This window comes from Kitasatospora phosalacinea (assembly GCF_000717185.1).
Lineage (GTDB): Bacteria > Actinomycetota > Actinomycetes > Streptomycetales > Streptomycetaceae > Kitasatospora > Kitasatospora phosalacinea_A.
Genome location: NZ_JNYE01000015.1, coordinates 64871 through 84523, shown reverse-complemented (window position 1 = coordinate 84523; position 19653 = coordinate 64871). Strand labels below are relative to the sequence as shown.

Sequence of the window (19653 nt, the reverse complement as noted above, 5' to 3'; positions counted from 1 at the left end):
CCCGCGAACGCAGAAGCAGACGCGTACGCAGACACAGACGCAGACGCAGACACAGACGCAGGAACGGCCCGGCAGCGGCTGCGCGCCTGGCTGCTCGAAGGTCTCGCCGACATGGCCAAGCAGCACCCCGGCCCGCACGCCCAGGCCACCGACCAGCAGCACGGCCAGCGCTGGTGGAAGGTGATGTGCCTGACCGGCCTCGACTACTTCTCCACCCTCGGCTACCAGCCCGGCATCGCCGCCCTCGCGGCGGGCCTGCTCTCCCCGGTCGCCACCGTCGTGCTGGTGCTGGTCACCCTGTTCGGCGCGCTGCCGGTCTACCGCCGGGTCGCCCGGGAGAGCCCGCACGGCGAGGGCTCGATCGCCATGCTGGAACGCCTGCTGTCGTTCTGGAAGGGCAAGCTGTTCGTCCTGGCCCTGCTCGGCTTCGCCGCCACCGACTTCCTGATCACCATCACCCTCTCCTCCGCCGACGCCACCGCCCACCTGGTCGAGAACCCGCACCTGCGCAGCGCGCTCAGCGGCCACCAGGTGCTGATCACCCTGCTGCTGATCGCGGGCCTCGGCGCGGTCTTCCTCAAGGGCTTCGGCGAGGCCATCGGCGTGGCGGTCGTCCTGGTCGCCGTCTACCTGGTGCTGAACGTGGTGGTCGTCGCCGTCGGGCTGTGGCACGTGGCCACCGCGCCCTCCCTGATCACCGACTGGACGCACGCCCTCAGCCTGGAGCACGGCAACCCGGTCGCGATGATCGGCGTCGCCCTGGTGGTCTTCCCCAAGCTCGCCCTCGGCCTGTCCGGCTTCGAGACCGGCGTCGCCGTCATGCCGCACATCGCGGGCGACCCCGACGACACCGAGCAGCGCCCCACCGGACGCATCCGCGGCGCCCGCAAACTGCTCACCACCGCCGCCGTGATCATGAGCTGCTTCCTGATCACCACCAGCTTCATCACCACCCTGCTCATCCCCGCCGACGACTTCCAGCCCGGCGGCCCCGCCAACGGCCGCGCCCTGGCCTACCTCGCCCACCACTACCTCGGAGGCGCCTTCGGCTCCGTCTACGACCTCTCCACCATCGCCATCCTCTGGTTCGCCGGGGCCTCCGCGATGGCCGGACTGCTCAACCTGATGCCCCGCTACCTGCCCCGCTACGGCATGGCCCCGCACTGGGCCCGCGCGGTGCGCCCGATGGTGCTGGTGCTCACCGCGATCGCCTTCCTGGTCACCTGGCTGTTCGACGCGAACGTCGACAAGCAGGGCGGCGCGTACGCCACCGGCGTGCTCGTCCTGATCACCTCCGCCGCGATCGCCGTCACCATCGCCGCCCGCGCCGCCCGGCAGCGCAACTGGACGATCGGCTTCGCGGTGATCGCCGCGGTCTTCCTCTACACCACCGCGGTCAACATCGCCGAACGCCCCGACGGCGTGAAGATCGGCGCCTGCTTCATCGCGGGCATCGTGCTGGTCTCACTCGCCTCCCGGCTCGCCCGCGCCTTCGAACTCCGGGTCACCGACGTGCAGTTGGACGAGGTCGTGGAACGCTTCGTGCGCGACACCGCGCACCGCACCATCCGCCTCATCGCCAACGAGCCGGCCGGCCGCGACCTCGCCGAGTACCGCGACAAGGTGCACCAGATCCGCGCCGACAACGACATCCCCGCCGAGGACGACCTGGTCTTCGTCGAGGTCACCGTCCTGGACCCGTCCGACTTTGAGGCCGAACTGCACGTCCGCGGCGAGGTCCTGCACGACCGCTACCGCGTCCTGACCCTGGAGCACTCCAGCATCCCCAACGCGCTCGCCGCCATACTGCTGCACGTGCGCGACACCACCGGCCAGCTCCCGCACATCTACTTCGAGTGGACCGAGGGCAGCCCCTTCGCCCAGTTCCTGCGCTTCTTCCTGTTCGGGCAGGGCGAGGTCGCCCCCGTCACCCGCGAAGTGCTCCGCGAGGCCGAACCCGAACGGAGCCGCCGCCCCCGCGTCCACGTCGGCTGACGCCCCGGCCGGGGCCGGGCGGTCAGGAACCCTCCGGCACCCAGGCCCCGACGCCGAGCCGCCCCGTCGTCCCCAGGTCCAGCTCAGGCGTCACCATCACGGGCGCCGCACCCGGCGTCGCCCGCACCCGCGCGTACGGCGCGTTCACCGGGTCGGACGAGGCGTCGTTCGTGTTGCGCCACACCAGGGTCGAACGGGCCTTCCCGCCCGGCGGGACGGTGAAGCGGCGCGCCGGTGCGTCCGCGCCCGTGCCCGTCGCGATCGCCGCCCCGCCCTCCAGCACCCGCACCGACGCCACCGGGGCGTGCGCCTCGTCCAGCACCTGCACCTGCGGGTAGCCGTCCAGCAGCAGCTCCGCCGCCCCGCAGTTCTCCAGGTGCAGCCCCACCACCCGCAGCCCCATCGCCGCGTCCCCCCGGTCCGCGTACACCCGCACCCCCGACGCCGGACACGCCCCGCCCTCCGACGGCGCCTCCGCCGTCGGCACGCTGCGCACCTGCACCACCTTCACCCCCGGCGCCGGACGGGCGGAGCCGGACGGGCCCGCGGAACGCGGCACCACGCCGTCCGGCACGTCCGTGAAGGTCGGTTGCGCGCCGACCGGCAGGTCCGGCTGCGCCGGGGCGCCCGCCAGCGGGAGCCGCCCCCGCACCGACGCCCCCGGGGCCAGCCCCCGCTGCACCGCCGACAGGTTGTCCGACAGCCGCTCCCCGCTGCCCGACCACCCGAACAGCACCGACACGTCGACGGCCTCCGCCCCCCGGTTGGTCACCTCGTACTCCAGGCAGTCCCCGTCCACCGCCACGATCCGCACCCCGTCCCGCACCCACCCCTGCGGCGCCGCGCCCGGCGCCGCCCCGCAGGGCCCCGCGCTCCCCGACGCCGACGGCGCCGCGGTGCCCCCCGGCCCCGCCGACGACCCGCAGCCCACGACCGCCCCCGCTGCCAGCACGACGCCCGCACCCACCCGAACCACCCGCATCAGAACCATTCGGAGAGTCGACCACGAACCGCCCCCGCCGACCGTGAGCCGGATCACATCGTGCGCAACAGCCCTGCAACGGTTGTCCGCTGGCCCCCCGTCAGGCCCGGGGCGGCGGGACGCTCCCCGCCCGCAGCGCGCCGGGTCCGGACGCACCGACGTCGGGCACCGACGTCGGTGGACGCCACCCGCCCCCTCAGAACGGCAGCGAGTGCAGCCGGACCGCCCCGCCCTCCGGCCAGACCGCCCCCGGCACCAGCCCGGTCCACATCGCCCCGAGCCGAGCCGGCTCCGGCCCCTCCGGCTGCTCGACCGTCACCGGGCCCGGCAGCGCCGCCCACCCCAGGCGCGCGTACAGCGGCGCCCGGTCCGGCAGGCAGAACAGCATCGCGAACTCCAGCCCGTCGGCCCGCGCCGCGTCCAGCGCCGCCGCGACGACGGCCCGCGCCAGCCCGTGCCCGCGCAGGCGCGGCGAGACCAGCACCCCGCCGATCCCCGCCACCTCGAAGCGCCGCCCGCCGACCTCCACCGGCGCCACCACGAGCCCGGAGTGGGCCACCACCCGGCCGTCCAGGAGCATCCCGAAGTGCCGGTCCTTCGGACGCCAGACGCCCCCGACCGCCGCCACCTCGAACGGGTCCTCCGACTCGCCCAACTCCTGCAGCGAGGGCCAGCCGCCCCACTCCGCCAACTCGGCCGCCGCCGCGAATCCCTGCCGGTCCGCCATCGCCCCGCCCCGCCCCGTCGTCCCGTCCCGTCCCGTGTGGTGATCGTCGATCATCCTAGTGACGGGCGGACCGCCGCGGACCGCCGCGGGACGACGAGGGACGACGAGGGGCTCAGCAGTCGCAGCCGCAGTTGCACCCGTCGCAGCAGTCGCAACTGCTGCAGCACCCGTCGTCACCGCAGCAGTTGCTGCATCCGTCGCACGCGTCGCAGCAGTCGCAGTCGTGGCGCTGGCAGAAGCCCTCGCGCCGCTCGCGCGAGAACGGGTCGTCGTGGCTGCAGCACAGCAGCTGGCAGGTGCAGGCCATCGCCATCCACACCGCGCAGCCCGGGATCAGCGACCGGGGCTGCTTCGGCTTCCTGAAGCCGCGCGAGTGGTCCGGGTGCGACGGGTGCGACGGGGAGCGGGGGTCGGTGCCGGGCGGGGAGGTGCCGGCGTTGGCGCAGGCGTGGTGGCCGCGGCGCCCGAAGACCCGGTCCACCGCCTCCCCGGTCTCGTGCGCGAGCAGGCGGTGCGCCAGGGCGCGGTCGGTGAACTCGACCTCCGCGAGGGCGAGCCGGATGCCGTGGACGGCGTCGCGGCAGAGGCGCTCGGCCTCGGCCTGGCCGGTGTGGGTGACGGTGAGCGGGTTCCACAGCCCGCGGGCCTCGTCCTCCCGGCGGTCCTCGGCTGCGTCGAGGAGGTGCGCGAGGCGTCCGAAGAGGCGTCCGGCCTCGGCCAGGGCCCGGGCGTTGCCGGGGCGTTCGGCGAGGACGGCGGTGTGGGCGAACGCGGCGGCGGTGGCCTCCTCGGTGGGCGCGGTGGCCAGCAGCAGCGGCCCGCCCGCGCTGACGGCGCGCTCGGCGTCCTGCTGCCGTCCGGCGGCCGTGAGCAGGACGCCGGTGTCGAAGCCGACGACGGCGGCGCTGTCGGCGCTCTGCCGGTCCCAGCGCCGGGTGATGCGGCGGGCCCCGGCGGCGACGGGACGGCGGGCGAAGACGCCGTCGCCGTCCTGGACGTGGTCGCGGACCTTCACCGAGGCGAGCGCCAGCGACACGGCCGCGGCCAGCCGCGCGCCCTCACCGCGGGCCACCGGCGCGGTGCGCATGCCGCGCAGCGGGCACGGCCCGGCGGTGCGCCGGTCCGCGCTCCTCGGCGACTGGGCCTCGACCAGGACGGAGATCACCAGGCCGTCGTAGTTGGTCGCCGTCCGCGCCAACTGCCCGTGGTCGTCCCTGAGCGCGAGGCAGAGCCCGCACAGGTGGGCCATCCAGGAGGCGTGCAGGCGCTCCGAGAGCCGATGCCGACACGGCCTGATGATTCCGAACACGCCCCGCCCCCAGTTCCTGCCCTGTCCTCGCTGATCGCCGGTCATCCTAGTGACGCGAGGACCGGCGCGGGGGTTCCCGTCCGGGCTCAGCGCTGGTGCGGCACGTCCAGGGCGAAGTGGAAGGCCACCACCGACATCCGCCGCGCGTGGTAGAAGCGGTGCGCGCCCTGGTTGACCACGCCGGAGTCCAACTCGACCCGGGCGCAGCCGGACCGGGCCGCCCGCTGCTCCAACTCGGCCATCAGCCAGGCGCCGACGCCGTGCGAGCGGAGCGTCGGGTCGGTCACCAGGTCGTCGACGAACAGCACCCGGCCCCGGCTGGTCGCCAGCGTCCGGTGGGTCGCCACGCCTACGCAACGGCCCTTGCCGCCGGGCGAGTTGTCGTACGCCGCGGTGAACACCAGCCCCTGGCCCGCGGCTTCGGTGGCGAACGCGGTGAACCCGGGCCCGGTCAGGGCGGGGCGGAGGGACCGGATCAGCGGCTCAACGTCCCGTTTCAGTGCCGGACTTGGGACGTCCACGTCCTTCGCGATCAGTTCCATCCGGCCATTGTTCACCGTGCCGGACGGCTTCCGCAGCCGGGTACCGCATCCCGGCGGGGCCGGTGTCAGGAGGCGAAGGAGCCGTCGGGGCCGCCGGTGCACAGCAGGCCGGCGGGGGAGGAGAGCTGCCAGGGGTGGGCCGGGCCGCCGGGGGCCGGGTCGGGGGCGACGGCGAGGACGTGGCCGGTGTCGAAGGCGAGGTGCAGGCCGCCCGCCGGGGTGACGTTGGTGGCGGTGATGACGGCGTCCGCGAGCCGTCCGAGCGTGCCGGAGGGGGAGAGGCCGAGCGCGGGGTAGAAGTGCTCGACCTCCGCGCCGTGCCGCAGTCGGAAGTCGTTCTCGACCGTCAGCAGCAACTCGCCGTCCAGGTGCAGCAGCAGCCGGTTGCCGCCGCCGAGCGACCGCACCGCACGGCCGTCCAGTTCGGACCCGATCGACCGAGCCACCCCGCACCTCCCGAACTCCGCGCCGCACCGGCGGCCCCCGTCCCGACCTGCCTATTCATACCCGGAGCGGCCCCCGGTACCCGCCGCGAACCGCCGACCGGAGCGGTTCAGGCCGAGGACGGGGCCGAGGACGGGGCCGGGGGCGGGCCCGCCGCGGGCGCGCCGTCCACCAGCTCCGCGGGCCCGGCGGTCGGCGGCAGGGCGCGCACGGCCAGGCAGGCCGCCAGCCGCCGGGCCGCGGGCGCGGTCAGCACCCGGGCGGCCTCCCGCGGGGCGAACAGCCGCCACTCGGCGATCTCCTCCTCCTGGAGGCGGACCGCCGCCAGCAGTTCCGGCCCGGCCGTCCCGCCGTCGTACACCAGCGACAGATGCGGCTGCTCCCCGGGGCGGGCGGTCGTCCAGTCGACGGCGAGCAGCCGCCCCGGCTCGCACCGCCAGCCCAGTTCCTCCAGGGCCTCGCGCCGGGCGCCCTCCCGGGGCAGCTCCCGGTCCGCCTCGACCGACCCGCCGGGCAGCACCCACGGCGCCTCGCCCCGCCACGGCCGCAGCCGCACCAGCAGCACCCGCCCGTCCGCGTCGGTGAACAGCATCCGGGCCTTGGCCCGGATCCGCGGGCGGCTGGCGTAGTACGTCTGCTTGTCCATCGGCGGTGGCGGCGCGGCCCGCCCGCCGACGGGCGGCAGCAGCCCGGCCAGGGCGGCCGCGCCGAGGTACGCGGGGGCGGGGCGCGGCGGCAGGTGCAGGACGGAGTGGCCGGCGGGGAGGCCGTCCGCGAGCTCCAGCGGCGCGGCCGAGCGCGGGGCCCGCAGGCAGGCGCCCATCCGGCGCGACAGCAGCGGCGGCACGGCCGTCAGCAGCAGGTCGGGCGGCAGGTGGACGATCGCGTCCAGCTCCGCGGCCTCCAGCCGGATCGCGGCCCGCTGCCCGGCGGTCAGCGGTTCCGCCCAGTACAGGAAGGCCGCGATCGGCGGCCGGTCGTGGTCCCGCGACCAGTCCAGGCAGGCGAGTTCGCGCAGGACGGGCGTGACGCCCAGCTCCTCGCGGATCTCCCGGACGGCGGTGTGCCGGGGCGAGGCGTCCGCCGCCTCCCAGCCGCCGCCGGGCACCGCGATCGGGTGCTTGGCCCGGTACGAGGTCCGCACCACCAGCACCCGGCCGTCCGCGTCGGGGAACAGCACCCCCGCCGCCGCCATGATCTCCCGCCCGTCCACCCGCGACCCCCTCGTCCGTCCCCGTCCGTTCCCGCCCAGCATGCCCCGGCCGGGCCCCGCCGCACCGCACCCCGCACGGGCCCGGGACGGAACGGCGACGGGCCCGTGACGGACCGGGAGGGTCGTCACGGGCCCGCGGCCCGGCGCGTCACGGCCCACCCGGGGCCCGCCGCGGCCGGTGGCGGCCGACGCGCCGTCAGGCGTTCACCGGAGTCTCCAGCAGCTGCGCGTACGGCGCGAGCTTGCGGATCGACTCGATGTTCTTCAGGCACTGCTCGCGGGACTCCTCCGGCTCGCCGGTCACCACGACCGAACCGTTGCTCGCCTTGAGGCGGAAGCGGTGGTTGCCCGACTCGTCCACGTACAGCTCGAACTTCCCAGCCATGGAAATGCACACCTCTCGTTCGGGTTGCCCCCCGACGGCCAACGTAGGGTCAACTGCCCTTGCCCGCCTCCCGGGTGTGCCATCCGGGTCCCGGCGCCGCCCTCCGCGCCGGTGGTGCGGGTGCTCAGGCCTCCTGCGGGAGGCGGACGTCGAACGGCGCCCCGGTGCGGACGCGCAGTTCCTCGACGTCGACGCCGGGGGCCGACCGGACCAGGGCCAGCCCCTGCGGGGTGACGTCGAAGACCGCCAGGTCGGTGATGATCCGCTGGACCACGCCGACGCCGGTCAGCGGCAGCGTGCAGCGCTCGACGACCTTGGGGCTGCCGTCCTTGGCGTTGTGCTCGGTCAGCACGACCACGCGCGGGGTGCCCGCGACCAGGTCCATCGCCCCGCCCATCCCCTTGACGAGCCTGCCGGGGATCGTCCAGTTGGCGAGGTCGCCGTTGGCGGCGACCTGCAGCGCGCCGAGGACGGCGGTCTGCACCTTCCCGGCCCGGATCATCGCGAACGAGGTCGCCGAGTCGAAGACGCTCGCCCCCGGCCGCAGCGTCACGGTCTGCTTGCCGGCGTTGATGAGGTCCGCGTCCTCGTCGCCCTCGTACGGGAACGGCCCCGTCCCCAGGATGCCGTTCTCGCTCTGCAGCGTCACCCGCACCCCCGGCGGCAGGTGGTTGGCCACCAGGGTCGGGATCCCGATCCCGAGGTTCACGTACTGGCCGTCCTGGAGCTCCTCGGCGGCGATCGCCGCCATCTGCTCGCGGTTCCACGCCATCTCAGGCCTCCCTGACGCGCACGGTGCGCTGCTCGATGTCCTTCACCCGGGGCCGCGAGGCCACCACCCGGTGCACGAAGACCCCCGGCGTGACCACCAGTTCGGGGTCCAGGAACCCGTCCGTCACGACCTCCTCCGCGTCGACCACGGTGACCGTCCCGGCCGCGGCCACCAGCGGGTTGAAGTTGCGGGCGGTGAGCCGGTACGTCAAGTTGCCCTCCGCGTCGGCCCGGTGGGCGTGGACGAGCGCCAGGTCGGGCACGACGGCCCGCTCCAGCAGGTAGGTCCGCCCGTCGAACCGGGCCGTGGGCTTGCCCTCCGCGACCGGGGTCCCGACGCCGGTCGCGGTGTAGAAGGCCGGTATCCCCGCCCCGCCCGCGCGCAGCCGCTCGGCCAGCGTGCCCTGGGGCGTGAACTCCACCTCCAGCGTGCCGTCCAGGTACTGCGAGGCGAACAGCTTGTTCTCCCCCACGTAGCTGCCCACCACCTTGCGGACCTGGCGGCCCTCCAGCAGCAGGCCCAGGCCCTTGCCGTCCACGCCCATGTTGTTCGACACGATCGTCAGCCCCTGCACGCCCGAGTCGCGGACCGCCTCGATGAGGTCCAGCGGATTGCCGCTCAGGCCGAACCCGCCGACCGCGATGGTCAGGTCGTCGCGCAGCAGTCCCTCCAGCGCCGAGGACGCGCTGGTGAACACTTTCGACATGTTCACTCCTTGTTCTGCCGTCCATGAGGTGGACGCACCCCAGCACCGTAGGAAGCGGGCCGCTCACCATCAATGAGCTGCGGTGAAATACCCTGCTGAACGGCAGAAGCGCTCCGATGGTGAGCGGACGGCCCGAACCTGTCCACGATGTGGAGGCCCCATGGAAGGCGCCCAGGCGATCAGCCGGGCCGCGACCCTGCTGCGCGTCGTCAGCGCGGCGGCGGACGGCGTGACGACCGCGCAGGCCGCGCAGCGGACCGGAACGGCCCGGACCACGGCCCACCGGATCCTCTCCTCCCTCCAGGAGGCCGGACTCCTGGACCGGGACCGCGCCACCGGCACCTGGCACCTCGGCCCCGAGATGTTCCTGATGGGAGCCCTGGCCGCCCGCCGCTACGACTTCGTCGAAACGGCCCGGCCCGCCATCCGCGCCCTGGCCGACGCGACGGGGGAGAGCGCGTTCCTCTCGCTGCGCCGGGGGGACGAGAGCGTCTGCGTCCTGCGCGAGGAGGGCAGCTTCCCGCTGCGCTCCTTCGTGCTGCAGGAAGGCACCCGCTTCCCCCTCGGCGTCGCCTCCGGCGGACTGGCCCTGCTGTCCTTCCTCCCCGACGGGGAGGCCGACGCCTACCTCGACCGCGCCGAACTCGTCCCGCAGTGGGGCGAGGCCCACAGCGCCGAACGCCTCCGCGAACGCGTCCGCCTGACCCGGACGGCGGGCTACGCGACGAACCCCGCCCTCATCCTGGAGGGCAGCTGGGGGATGGCCTCCACCGTCTTCGACCAGCACGGCCGCCCGGCCTGGGCCGTCAGCATCACCGGCGTCGAAACCCGCTTCCGCGCCGAACGGCGCCCCCACCTCGGCCAACTGCTCCTCAGGACGGCCCACCAGCTCAGCACGCAGAACCGCCTCCCGCACCACGCCACCGGCGGCCGCCCGCAGCCGGGACCGTGAAGCCCGCTGCCCGCGCGGTGGGTCGACGGCCCGGGCCGGGTGAGCCGCCCGGGCCGGGCGGGAGGGGTGGTCAGGGAGCCGGGCGGTGGACGGTCAGTTCGCCGTAGGACGCGAGGGCCGCGGGCAGGTCGCCGGGGGCGTGCCGCAGGGTGGCGTCCAGGAAGGCGAGGGTGGCCGCGGCCGTCAGGCGCGGGCCGCCGGTGCGGCCGAGGGAGCCGACCAGCGAGGGGACGGGCGGCAGGTACAGCGGGGCGTCGGTGAAGGTGAGGTGGGCGGCGCCCGGGACGGTGAGGCGGTAGCCGGTCGCGGTGCCGAGCGCGAGCACCCCGGTCAGCCGCGGCAGGTAGCGCGGGTCGGTGGCCGGGCCGAGTTCCTGGGTGAGGGCCAGGACCGGCTGCGGGAAGGGCCGCGGGTCGGGGTCGCGCGGGTAGCCGTCCAGGTCGACGACGGCGGCGAAGCGGTGGTCCTGGCGGGCGGCCCACAGCGCGGCGGCGCCGCCGAGGGAGTGGCCGGTCACCGCGGCCCGGCCGGTGTCCAGGCGCCCGGCCAGCGGGTCGCCGCCCGCGCCCCGGTCCAGTTCGCCCAGCCCGGTCAGGACGAAGCCGAGGTCCGCGGCCCGGACGCCCGCCGTCGCGACGGCCCGCGCCTCGTCCGTCGCGTCGTCGCCGGTGGCGGCGACCAGGGTGTCGACCGTGCGGCCGTCGGCGAGGACGACGGCCGCCGAGTCGTACGGGTGGTCCAGGGCGGCGACCAGGTAGCCGTGGCTGGCGAGCTCCTCCGCCCAGGCGGTGTTCTGCGTCCGCACGCCGCCCAGCCCGGGGGAGAACAGCACGACCGGGAACCGCCCGCCGTCGCGGGCCACCGGGGCGTCCGGCACCGCCCGGCCGCGGGCCGCCGGGACGCCGTCGAGCAGGAACCCGGGCAGGCCGGCGTAGCGGGCCAGCGCCGCGGAGACGGTGCGCGCCTCCGGCCCGGTGCGGCCGAGGTACTGGGCGCGCCGGGCGCCCGCGGGGACCTCCTGCGCCGGGTACCAGAGCTGCACCACGACGGTGCGCCGGTCCGCGGGGTCGGGCGTGGCGGTCTCGGGCCGGTCCGGGTCGGTCCACTGCACCACCCTCGTCCCGACCGCGAAACGGCCCGTCGGCGCGGGGAGGTCCGGCACCGGGAACGCCCAGGCCGCCACCGGCCCCGCGGCCAGCAGCCCGGCACAGGCCACCGACCCCGGCAGCGCCGCCCACCACCGGGCCCGCCGCACCGGCCGACCCGCCCGCCCCCGCAGCAGCGGCACGACCGCGGACGGCAGCACCAGCGCGGCCCCCGCCAGCACCGGCCACAGCTGCCAGCGCACCCCCGCCACCCCCAGCCCGCCCGCCGACAGCACGCACAGCGCCCCCGCCGCGACCGTCACCGGCGGCCGGGCGGCGGGCGGGAGCCAGCGCGCCACCACCAGGGCGAGGGCACTCAGCAGGACGAGGAACTCCAGGGGGGACAGCTGCGGTCCCGGCACGATCTCGGTCACCCGGCCATCCTCGGCGCGGCGCCCGCACCGCCACATCGCCCCGCGGTCGCCACCCGGCCGCCGCCCGCTCCGCCCCCGGTCGCAGCCCCGCCCGCCCGTCCGGCCGCCGCCCTGCGACCCGGGGAGGTGACCGCCCTCCTCCTGCGGTCGTACCCCGGCCCGGTCCGCTCCGACGCCGGGCGCATGCCGCGGCCCCGGCCCGCCGCCTACCGTGGCAGGACGGCGGCGCGCACCGGGCACGGCGGCGCGGCGGATCGACGGACGTACCGATGCATCGACGTACCGACGTACCGACGTACCGACGTATCGATGTATCGGTGAGGACGAAGGACACGGGGGCGCAGGAACGTGCGCGGCATGGCCGAACAGCTCGCGGGAACCGGCGGCACCCGCCCACCGCACCACCCCGACCGGGGCCCGGCGGCGGAGGCGCTGCTGCCGGTGCTGCTACCGGCGCTACTCCTGCTGCTGCTCCTGCTGCTCCTGCTGCACGTCGCGACCGCGTACCCGCCGGGGGAGCGGCCGGTGGCCGCCGCGCTCACGGTCGCCCTGGTGCTGCCCCTGCCGTGGCGGCGCCGGGCCCCGCGCGCGGTGTTCGGGGCGGTGGCGGCCGCGGCCTTCGTCCAGTGGCTGCTGGACGTCCAACTGCCCGCGGACGTCGCCCTGTTGGTGGCGCTGTACGCGGTGGCCGGGTACGCGGGGCGGCGGGCCGTGGCGGCCGCGGGGGCGGTGGTGGTGGGCGGCGCGCTGCTGGCCTGCCTGCGCTGGTCGGCGGGCGGGGCGTTCCCGGTGCTCTTCGTCGCGGTGACCGCGACGGCCCTGGCCGCCGCCCTGCTCGGGGTGAACGCGCGGACGGCGCGCGCCCACCTCGCGGTGCTGCGCGAGCGGGCCGAGCGGCTGGAGCAGCAGCAGGCGCAGCAGGCGCGGCTGGCCGTCGCCGAGGAGCGGGCGCGGATCGCCCGCGAGGTGCACGACATCGTCACCCACAACCTGTCCGTCATGGTCGCGCTGACCGACGCCGCCGTCCACGCCCAGCCCCGGTCGCCGGAGCGGGCCACCGCCGTGATGCTGCGGGCCGCCGAGACCGGGCGGCAGGCGCTGACCGACATGCGGCGCTCGCTGGGCGTGCTGCGGGCCGGGGAGCCGGGCGTGGAGCCGGGGGTGGAGCCGGGAGCGGAGCGCCACCCGCCGCCCGGCCTCGACCAGTTGGCCGCGCTGGCCGACCGGATGACCGCCGCCGGGCTGCCGACCCGCCTCGAACTCCGCGGCGACCGCGACCGCGTCCCCGCGACCGCGCAGCTGACCGTCCACCGCCTGGTGCAGGAGGCCCTGACCAACGCCTTCAAGCACACGTCCCCCGGCACCCGCGCCGAGGTCCGGGTGCACTGCGCGGACGGGGCCGTCACGGTCGACGTCACCGACGACGGCCCCGGCGCCACCGCGTCCGGCCGCCCCGGTCGGCACGGCGGCCCGGGCCACGGCCTCCCCGGCATGCGCGAACGCGCCGCCGCCTACGGGGGCGAGCTGCGGGCCGGGCCGCTCCCGGGCGGCGGCTGGGGCGTGCACGCCGTCCTCGAACTCGACGCCGGAGGGGCGGCGCGCGCATGACGATCCGGATCCTGGTCGCCGACGACGAGGCGCTGCTCCGGCTGGCCTTCGGCACCATCCTGGACGCCCAGCCCGACATGACCCCGGTCGGCGAGGCCGCGGACGGCGCCGAGGCCGTCCGCCTGGCCCGCGAGCTGCGCCCCGACGTCGTCCTGATGGACGTCCGGATGCCCGGCACCGACGGCATCGAGGCGACCCGGCAGCTCCTGCGGGCCGCCCCGGGCAGCCGGGTGCTGGTGCTCACCACCTTCGACCTGGACGAGTACGCGTACGCCGCGCTGGCCGCCGGGGCCTCCGGCTTCCTGCTGAAGAACACCCGGCCCGAGGAACTGCTCGCCGCGGTGCGCAACGTCGCCGCGGGCGACGCCGCGCTCTCCCCGCGGGTCACCCGCCTGCTGCTGGACAACGCCCGCCCGCACCTCCCCGACCGCGACGCGCCCGGCCCCGACCCGCGGCTGCGCCGCCTCACCCCGCGCGAGCACGAGGTGCTCGTCCAGGTGGGCCGCGGCCTGTCCAACACCGAGGTCGCGGCCGCCCTGCACCTCGCCGAGGCCACCGTGAAGTCGCACCTGGGGCGGGTCCTGCAGAAGCTCGAACTCCGCGACCGGATCCAGGCCGTGGTCCTCGCCCACCGCAACGGCCTCGTCCCCCCGGCCCGGTGACGCCCCGCCGGGCGGTCCGCGTCGTACGCTCGACCGGGGCCGCAACGGGGGGACACCGACCGGAGGAGACCCGTGGCAGAGACCGTCGACCCGTCCGCAGAACCGTCCGCCGAGTCGTACAGCGAGTTGTACGCCGAGCTGGACCGCCGCAGCGCGGCCGTCGCCGAGCAGGTGATCGCCTGGCGCCGGCACCTGCACCGCCACCCCGAACTGTCCAACCGGGAGAGCGCCACCGCCACCCTGATCGCCGACCACCTGACCTCGCTCGGCCTGGACGAGGTCCGCACCGGCATCGCCGGGCACGGCGTGGTCGGGGTGCTGCGCGGCGGGCGGAGCGGCGGCCGGAGCAGGGGCCGGAGCGGCGGCCGGGGCGGTGAGCGGGTGGTGGCGCTGCGGGCCGATACCGACGCGCTGCCGGTGGTCGACCTGTGCGGCACCGGCTTCGCCTCCTCGGCCGTCGACCGCGACTACCCGGGCGGCCCGTTCCCGGTCTCGCACGCCTGCGGCCACGACGGCCACACCGCGATGCTGCTCGGCGCCGCCACCGTCCTCGCCGGGGTGCGCGAACGGCTGCCCGGCACGGTGCTGTTCGTGTTCCAACCGGCCGAGGAGGGCCCGCCGGTCGGCGAGACCGGCGGGGCCCGCCGGATGCTCGCCGAGGGCGCCCTCGCCGACCCCGAACCCACCATGGTGTTCGGCATGCACCTCACCCCGCACCCCAAGGGCCACGTCGGCCACCGGGTCGGGAACCAGTACGCCGCCTCCTGCCTGGTCAAGATCACCGTGACCGGCCGCCAGGTGCACGGCTCCACCCCCTGGCAGGGCGTCGACCCGATGCCGCCCGCCGCCGCGATCGTCACCGGCATCGGCCAGCTCTACCGCCAGCTCGACGCCTACCACCCCGTCACCGTCACCATCGGCCACGTCGAGGACGTCGGCCGCTTCAACATCATCGGCGAGCACGTCACCCTCTGGGGCACCGTCCGCTGCGCCGTCGAGTCCGACATGGCCGACGTCCAGCAGCGCCTGGCCCGCCTCGCCGAACGCACCGCCGAGGCGTACGGCTGCACCGCCACCGTCGAACACCTCCAGGACGTCCCCGCCGTCGACAACCGCCGGGAGTGGCTGGACGCCGCCCTGCCCACCCTGCGCCGGGTGGTCGGCGCGGACCGCGTCCTGGAGACCTCCGCCACCCTCGGCTACGACGACGTCTCCGAGTTCGTCAACGCCTACGGCGGCCTGTACGTCATGCTCGGCGCCCAGGACACCGAACTCGACGCCGCGGGCAACCCCGTCCCCACCCCCGGCGGCCGCGGCCTCGTCCCCAACCACAACCCGCACTTCTACCTCGACGACGACACCCTCCCGGTCGGCGTCCGCCTGCACGCCCACCTCGCCGTCGACCACCTGAACGGCCGCCTGCTCCCGGCCGAAGACTCCTGAAACACCTTGGACAACAGGGGGAGTTCACCTGTTGCAATGGGAGCCGGCCGCGGCCGCGAACCTGGAGGGCGAGGATGGACGAAGTCAGGCTGCACCTCTCGGTGCGCGACCTCACCGAGGCCGACCTCCCCTCCTGCGGCTGGGCCGGCTCCCCCAAGCACGTGCGCGAACTCGTCCACCAGATCCGCCGCGCCGAGGCCGGCGAGGTCGACTACCTCGCGGTCTGCACCCCGGTCGGCCTCCCCGTCGCGGTCGGCGGCGTCGACTACACCGCCGCCCCCGGCGCGGGCACGCTCTGGCAACTCGGCGTCCACCCGGCCCTCCGGTCCTGCGGCATCGGCACCCTGCTGATCCGCGCCGCCGAACAACGCATCACCACCCGCGGCCTCACCACCGCCGAACTCGGCGTGGAGGACTCCAACCCCCGCGCCCGCGCCCTCTACGAACGCCTCGGCTACCGCCCCTTCGGCCACGCCCCCGACGCCTGGGACGTCGAGGACGAGGACGGCACCCTCCGCCGCTACGAGACGGTCTGCACCCTGATGCGCAAGCCCCTGGCCTGACGGGCCCTCACCCCCAGAGCGCCTTGACCACCGCGCACCCGCCCGCCGCCGCCCGCCCGTAGAACCCCGTCAAGCCCTCAACCCCCTCGGGGGGCGGATCGGAGCAGCCGGGCCGTGACCGTCTTCGCGCGCTGGTACTCGCGCAGGGCCAGCACCGACAGGTCGGTGCCCGCGCCCGAGGAGCGGCGGCCGCTGTGCGGGAGTTCGGCGGACTGGGCGAGGTGGCAGTTGAGCCAGACCTCGCCGGCCGAGAGGCGGTCGGTGAGGGCGAGGCCGGTGGACAGGTCGGTGGTCCAGACGGAGGCGGCCAGGGCCTGCGGGACGGACTCGGCGAGCGCCACGGCCGCGTCGAGGGTCTCGGCGTGCTGGACGGTCAGCAGCGGGCCGAACACCTCCTCGACCACGGCCGGGTCGTCGTCGGGCAGGTCGGCCAGCACGGTCGCGGGCCGCCACAGCCCGTCGTCGCGGCCGGGCGCGGTGTGCACGGCCTTCGCGCCGGAGGCGGCCAGGATCCGGTCGTAACGGGCCGCCTGGTCGGGGTTGTTGAGCGGGCCGAAGTCCCGTCCGGAGTGCCGCTCGGCCATCGCCGCGGCCAGCGCCGCCACCGCCCGCTCGTACCCGGGCCCCGGCACGATCACCCGGGCGGGCGCCGCACAGCTCTGCCCGGCGTTGTACGTGCAGGCGGCGGCGAGCTGCCGCCAGGTGTCGGCGGGGGCGTCCGGCAGCACCAGCACCGGGCTGTTGCCACCGAGTTCGAGGCTGACGGGGGTCAGCCCGGCGCGGGCGGCGACGTCCGCGCCGCCCGCCGGGCTGCCGGTGAAGGCGATCAGGTCGCAGCCCGCTCCGACCAGCAGGCGGCCGGTCTCCCGGTCGCCCGGCAGCGCGGTCAACACGCCCGGGCCGAGGGCCTGTTCGGCGTGCTCGGCGAGCAGCAGGGCACTGTCGGGGGTGGTCTCGGCGGGCTTGAGGACCACCGGGTTGCCCGCGGCGAGCGCGGGCGCGCAGCGCCAACCCGCCATCAGCAGCGGGTAGTTCCAGGGCACCACGGCCGCCACCACACCGACCGGCTCCCAGCGCACCCAACTCTGGTGCCCGGCCAGGTAGTCACCGGCGGCGGGCGCCGTCGCGGCCCGCACCGCCCCGCCGTAGAACCGGAACAGGTCGGCCACCTCGGCGACTTCGCCCGAAGCCTCCGCGGACGGTTTCCCGGTGCCCGCGCACTCGGCCGCCACGTACGCGTCCGCGTGCCGCTCGATCAGCTCCGCCAGCGCGGTCAGCCGCCGCTGCCGCTCCCGCGGCGTCAGCGCGGCCCAATCCGCCCGGGCGGAGCGGGCGGTGGCCACCGCGGCCGCCACCTCACCGCCCCGGCCGGGTCGTTGGGTGCCGCGGACCCCGCCGGTGCGGGGGTCGATCAGTTCCATCAGCAGTCCTCCGTCACAGGTCGTAGGCGCGCAGCCACAGTTCGAGGGTGAGCAGCAGCCACAGCTTGCCGCCCTGCCGGGGCAGCAGCAGGCCGCCGCCGCGCATCCAGGTCTCCACCGTGTCGGCCCGGAACAGGCCGCGGGCCCGGGCGGTCGGGCCCAGCAGCAGGTCGGTGGCCAGTTCGCTGAGCGGGCCGCGCAGCCACTGCTGCACCGGCACCCGCATGCCGCTCTTGGGCCGGTAGGTGACGGTGTCGGGCAGCAGGTCGCGCACCGCCTCCTTGAGGATCCACTTCTCCTCCGTGCCGCGCAGCTTGAGCGCGGGCGGGGTGGCGAACGCGTGGTCGACCACCCGCCGGTCGAACAGCGGCGAGCGCCCCTGCACGCCCTGCGAGGCGGTCAGCCGCTCCACCTTGGTCAGGATGTGGTGCGCGCCCTTGGTCCGCAGGTTGCAGTGCAGCAACTGGTCGAGCAGGGACGGCATCCGCCGGTCGTCCAGGTACGGTTCGACGTGTCGCCGCGGGTGCGGGGCCGCCTCCAGGGCGGCCAGCGCCTCCCCGGTGAGCAGCACCGGCAGGTCCTCCCAGCACTTGCGGTACGTGTGCAGGTAGGCGTCCGCCCGGGCCCGCGCCGAACCGTCCTCCCGCATCAGCTCGAACACCAGCATCGGCAGGTTCTTCGGCCCGCCGAACACCGGGTCGCCGCCCTCGCCGTTCAGCGACACCGCGATCCCGTCGCCCGCCACCGCCTCCGCGAGCATCAGGTTCGGCACCGTCAGCGGGTCCCCGACCGGGCTGTCCAGCAGCGCCACGGTGTCGGCCAGCCGCGCCGCGACCTGCTCCCCGGGCACCGTCAGCACCCGGTGCGCCGTCCCGCAGTGCGCCGCCACCAGCCCCGAGTAGCCCAGCTCGTTGGGCAGTTCGGCACCGAAACTGATCGAGTAGGTGCGCACCGTCCCCCCGTGCAGGCGGGCGGCCAGCGCCGTCACCAGCGAGCTGTCCACCCCGCCGGACAGCAGCACCGCCACCTCCCGGCCGCCCTCCGGCAGCCGCCGCGCCACCGCCCGCTCCAGCAACTCCCGCAGACCCTCGGCATGCTGACGAGCCGTCAGACTGCCCTCCGCCGCCCCGGCCCGCGGCTCCCAGAACACCTCGACGTCCACCCGCCCGTCCGGCCGCAGCCGGGTGACCCGGCCGGGCAGCAGCTCGTGGACGCCGCGCAGCAGGGTCTCCTCGCCCGGCAGGTAGGCGAAGGTCAGGAAGGAGCGCACCGCCGCCAGGTCCAGCCCGGTGTCCACGTCCGGCCTGGTCCGCAGCGCCCGCAGCGAACTGGACGCCGCCCAGCCGCCGTCGGCCGTCCGGCAGTGGAACGCGGTGCGGGCACCGACGTGGTCGCGCACCAGCACCACGTCCGGCCCGTCCAGCACCGCCAGGGTGAACATCCCGTCCGCGGCCCGCAGCCCGTCCGCGCCCAGCGCCAGCCAGCAGCGCAGCAGCAACTCGCCGTCCGGGCAGGACGGTTCGGCCGGGCGCCCGGCGGCGGACAGCGCGGCCAGCAGCTCGTCCCGGTTGTGCAGCGTCACCTCGCCGACCGCGGTGCGCCCGTCCACCGTGAACGGCCCGTCCGCGCAGCCCGGCACCCCGGCCAGCAGCGCCGCCGACAGCCGCCGCCCCGCCGCCTCGAACGGCCCGGCCACCAGGCCGGGTTCGGGCGTGCGGGCCGGGGCGGGCAGCGAACTGACCGCGTAGCGGGCCGGACGGCGCGGGGCCGCGCGGCCGGACGCGGCGGCGGCGCGGGTCGTCGTCTCCTGGCGCAGCTCAGCCAAAGTCGTCCCCGTCCCAGCCGTCGTCCACCGGGTCGCCGCCGTCGGCGCCGTCCCCGGCACTCCCGAACCCGTCCGCGTCGAACCCGTCATCAGGGCGACGGTCGTCCCCGTCGTCGAAGTCGCCGTCCCCGCCGCTGCCGCCGTCCCCGCCGCCGTCGCCCCCGGAGCGGGCGCGTTCGGCCGCCTGGCGGCGCAGTTCCTCCTCCTCGTCGTCGGAGAGGAGCTCGGGCGCGTACTGCACGGCGGCGACGCCCGCGCCCAGGCCGAGGGCGCCGAGCACCACGCCGACCCGGCCCGGGAACGAACTGCGGTTGACCAGCACGTACTGGCCCTGCCCCCACACCGTGCGGCCGTAGCCGATGTCGCGGCCGTAGCCGACCCGGCCGTCCGCGTGGACGCGCTTGACCAGGTCGCGGCCCAGCCGTTCGTCGGTGCCGGAGCCGCCCCGGTCGTCGCGCCAGTGGATCCGGCCGTCGCCGCCGCGGCTGCGCCATTCGCTGCGGCCGTCGGAGTACCGGCGGTGCACCGTGCCGTCGGCCAACAGCTCGTCGCTGTAGGTGATTTCGGGTGGCTGCGTCATCGTCC

19 protein-coding genes are annotated in these 19653 nt (G+C 76.0%); 6 read left to right on the top strand and 13 right to left on the bottom strand.

All coding sequences use genetic code 11. From position 1 onward, the window contains the following. The first annotated feature begins 111 nt into the window (after positions 1 to 111). Positions 112 to 1995, top strand: coding sequence for an amino acid transporter (locus tag OO57_RS09005; RefSeq protein WP_234337271.1), 1884 nt, complete (start codon positions 112 to 114; stop codon positions 1993 to 1995). 22 nt (positions 1996 to 2017) lie between these two features. On the opposite strand, the gene OO57_RS09000 is transcribed toward OO57_RS09005, so the two are convergent. The 9 genes from OO57_RS09000 to OO57_RS08960 form a co-directional block, all read right to left on the bottom strand. Continuing rightward, complete coding sequence (locus OO57_RS09000; RefSeq protein WP_234337270.1) at positions 2018 to 2800, bottom strand: DUF4232 domain-containing protein; 783 nt, start codon at positions 2798 to 2800, stop codon at positions 2018 to 2020. A gap of 373 nt (positions 2801 to 3173) precedes the next feature. Continuing rightward, entirely contained in the window at positions 3174 to 3758 is a 585-nt protein-coding gene (locus OO57_RS08995; RefSeq protein WP_234337269.1) for a GNAT family N-acetyltransferase, read from the bottom strand. 58 nt (positions 3759 to 3816) lie between these two features. Then, positions 3817 to 5013, bottom strand: coding sequence for a DUF5685 family protein (locus OO57_RS08990; RefSeq protein ID WP_199811229.1), 1197 nt, complete (start codon positions 5011 to 5013; stop codon positions 3817 to 3819). An 86-nt stretch (positions 5014 to 5099) separates the two neighbouring features. Then, positions 5100 to 5555: a GNAT family N-acetyltransferase gene (locus tag OO57_RS08985; protein WP_033251789.1), complete on the bottom strand. Its 456-nt coding sequence runs from the start codon at positions 5553 to 5555 to the stop codon at positions 5100 to 5102. Between the two features lie 65 nt (positions 5556 to 5620). Beyond that, positions 5621 to 6001: a DUF6188 family protein gene (locus OO57_RS08980; RefSeq protein ID WP_033251788.1), complete on the bottom strand. Its 381-nt coding sequence runs from the start codon at positions 5999 to 6001 to the stop codon at positions 5621 to 5623. 107 nt (positions 6002 to 6108) lie between these two features. Continuing rightward, positions 6109 to 7212, bottom strand: coding sequence for an NUDIX hydrolase (locus OO57_RS40800; RefSeq protein WP_158715062.1), 1104 nt, complete (start codon positions 7210 to 7212; stop codon positions 6109 to 6111). Positions 7213 to 7408: 196 nt separating this feature from the next. Beyond that, complete coding sequence (locus OO57_RS08970) at positions 7409 to 7597, bottom strand: YegP family protein (protein WP_033251787.1); 189 nt, start codon at positions 7595 to 7597, stop codon at positions 7409 to 7411. Positions 7598 to 7721: 124 nt separating this feature from the next. Then, on the bottom strand, positions 7722 to 8369 hold the full coding sequence (locus tag OO57_RS08965; protein WP_033251786.1) for a CoA transferase subunit B: 648 nt from the start codon (positions 8367 to 8369) through the stop codon (positions 7722 to 7724). 1 nt (position 8370) lies between these two features. After that, entirely contained in the window at positions 8371 to 9075 is a 705-nt protein-coding gene (locus tag OO57_RS08960) for a CoA transferase subunit A (protein ID WP_033251785.1), read from the bottom strand. A gap of 160 nt (positions 9076 to 9235) precedes the next feature. On the opposite strand from OO57_RS08960, the gene OO57_RS08955 reads away from it, so the two are divergent. After that, a complete protein-coding gene (locus OO57_RS08955; protein ID WP_033251784.1) occupies positions 9236 to 10027 on the top strand; it encodes an IclR family transcriptional regulator in 792 nt (263 codons plus the stop codon). A gap of 70 nt (positions 10028 to 10097) precedes the next feature. Here the strand turns inward: OO57_RS08955 and OO57_RS08950 are convergent, their stop codons facing one another. Further along, positions 10098 to 11582, bottom strand: coding sequence for an alpha/beta hydrolase family protein (locus tag OO57_RS08950; protein ID WP_033251783.1), 1485 nt, complete (start codon positions 11580 to 11582; stop codon positions 10098 to 10100). A gap of 321 nt (positions 11583 to 11903) precedes the next feature. Between OO57_RS08950 and OO57_RS08945 the strand changes: the two genes are divergently transcribed. The 4 genes from OO57_RS08945 (at position 11904) to OO57_RS08930 (ending at position 15822) form a co-directional block, all read left to right on the top strand. Beyond that, the gene (locus OO57_RS08945; RefSeq protein WP_081973548.1) at positions 11904 to 13154 is read left to right on the top strand and encodes a sensor histidine kinase; all 1251 of its coding nucleotides are present in this window, start codon (positions 11904 to 11906) and stop codon (positions 13152 to 13154) included. Next, positions 13151 to 13816 (top strand): response regulator, encoded by a 666-nt coding sequence (locus OO57_RS08940; protein ID WP_033251782.1) that lies wholly within the window; start codon positions 13151 to 13153, stop codon positions 13814 to 13816. The genes OO57_RS08945 and OO57_RS08940 overlap by 4 nt, the downstream gene beginning before the upstream one ends. A gap of 72 nt (positions 13817 to 13888) precedes the next feature. Beyond that, positions 13889 to 15259 carry a M20 metallopeptidase family protein gene (locus OO57_RS08935; protein ID WP_051776965.1) on the top strand — a complete coding sequence of 457 codons (1371 nt, stop codon included), beginning with the start codon at positions 13889 to 13891 and terminating at the stop codon, positions 15257 to 15259. Between the two features lie 74 nt (positions 15260 to 15333). Next, on the top strand, positions 15334 to 15822 hold the full coding sequence (locus tag OO57_RS08930) for a GNAT family N-acetyltransferase (protein WP_033251781.1): 489 nt from the start codon (positions 15334 to 15336) through the stop codon (positions 15820 to 15822). A 77-nt stretch (positions 15823 to 15899) separates the two neighbouring features. Here OO57_RS08930 and OO57_RS08925 read toward each other — a convergent pair whose 3' ends face one another. From OO57_RS08925 to OO57_RS08915, 3 genes are read right to left on the bottom strand one after another with little or no spacing between them, the layout of a single operon-like run. After that, positions 15900 to 17243 carry an aldehyde dehydrogenase family protein gene (locus tag OO57_RS08925; protein WP_033251780.1) on the bottom strand — a complete coding sequence of 448 codons (1344 nt, stop codon included), beginning with the start codon at positions 17241 to 17243 and terminating at the stop codon, positions 15900 to 15902. A 13-nt stretch (positions 17244 to 17256) separates the two neighbouring features. Then, positions 17257 to 19068 carry an asparagine synthetase B family protein gene (locus OO57_RS08920; RefSeq protein WP_033251779.1) on the bottom strand — a complete coding sequence of 604 codons (1812 nt, stop codon included), beginning with the start codon at positions 19066 to 19068 and terminating at the stop codon, positions 17257 to 17259. Further along, entirely contained in the window at positions 19061 to 19648 is a 588-nt protein-coding gene (locus tag OO57_RS08915; protein WP_033251778.1) for a hypothetical protein, read from the bottom strand. Before OO57_RS08915 ends, OO57_RS08920 begins: the two co-directional genes overlap by 8 nt. Positions 19649 to 19653 lie beyond the last annotated feature (5 nt).

Bases quoted from the DNA above. Each gene is read 5' to 3' on its own strand.
- OO57_RS09005 (WP_234337271.1), top strand. From the start codon at position 112: ATGGCCAAGCAGCACCCCGGCCCGCACGCCCAGGCCACCGACCAGCAG.
- OO57_RS08995 (WP_234337269.1), bottom strand. From the start codon at position 3,758: ATGATCGACGATCACCACACGGGACGGGACGGGACGACGGGGCGGGGC.
- OO57_RS08985 (WP_033251789.1), bottom strand. From the start codon at position 5,555: ATGGAACTGATCGCGAAGGACGTGGACGTCCCAAGTCCGGCACTGAAA.
- OO57_RS08970 (WP_033251787.1), bottom strand. From the start codon at position 7,597: ATGGCTGGGAAGTTCGAGCTGTACGTGGACGAGTCGGGCAACCACCGC.
- OO57_RS08965 (WP_033251786.1), bottom strand. From the start codon at position 8,369: ATGGCGTGGAACCGCGAGCAGATGGCGGCGATCGCCGCCGAGGAGCTC.
- OO57_RS08960 (WP_033251785.1), bottom strand. From the start codon at position 9,075: ATGTCGAAAGTGTTCACCAGCGCGTCCTCGGCGCTGGAGGGACTGCTG.
- OO57_RS08955 (WP_033251784.1), top strand. From the start codon at position 9,236: ATGGAAGGCGCCCAGGCGATCAGCCGGGCCGCGACCCTGCTGCGCGTC.
- OO57_RS08950 (WP_033251783.1), bottom strand. From the start codon at position 11,582: ATGTGGCGGTGCGGGCGCCGCGCCGAGGATGGCCGGGTGACCGAGATC.
- OO57_RS08945 (WP_081973548.1), top strand. From the start codon at position 11,904: ATGGCCGAACAGCTCGCGGGAACCGGCGGCACCCGCCCACCGCACCAC.
- OO57_RS08940 (WP_033251782.1), top strand. From the start codon at position 13,151: ATGACGATCCGGATCCTGGTCGCCGACGACGAGGCGCTGCTCCGGCTG.
- OO57_RS08930 (WP_033251781.1), top strand. From the start codon at position 15,334: ATGGACGAAGTCAGGCTGCACCTCTCGGTGCGCGACCTCACCGAGGCC.
- OO57_RS08925 (WP_033251780.1), bottom strand. From the start codon at position 17,243: ATGGAACTGATCGACCCCCGCACCGGCGGGGTCCGCGGCACCCAACGA.
- OO57_RS08915 (WP_033251778.1), bottom strand. From the start codon at position 19,648: ATGACGCAGCCACCCGAAATCACCTACAGCGACGAGCTGTTGGCCGAC.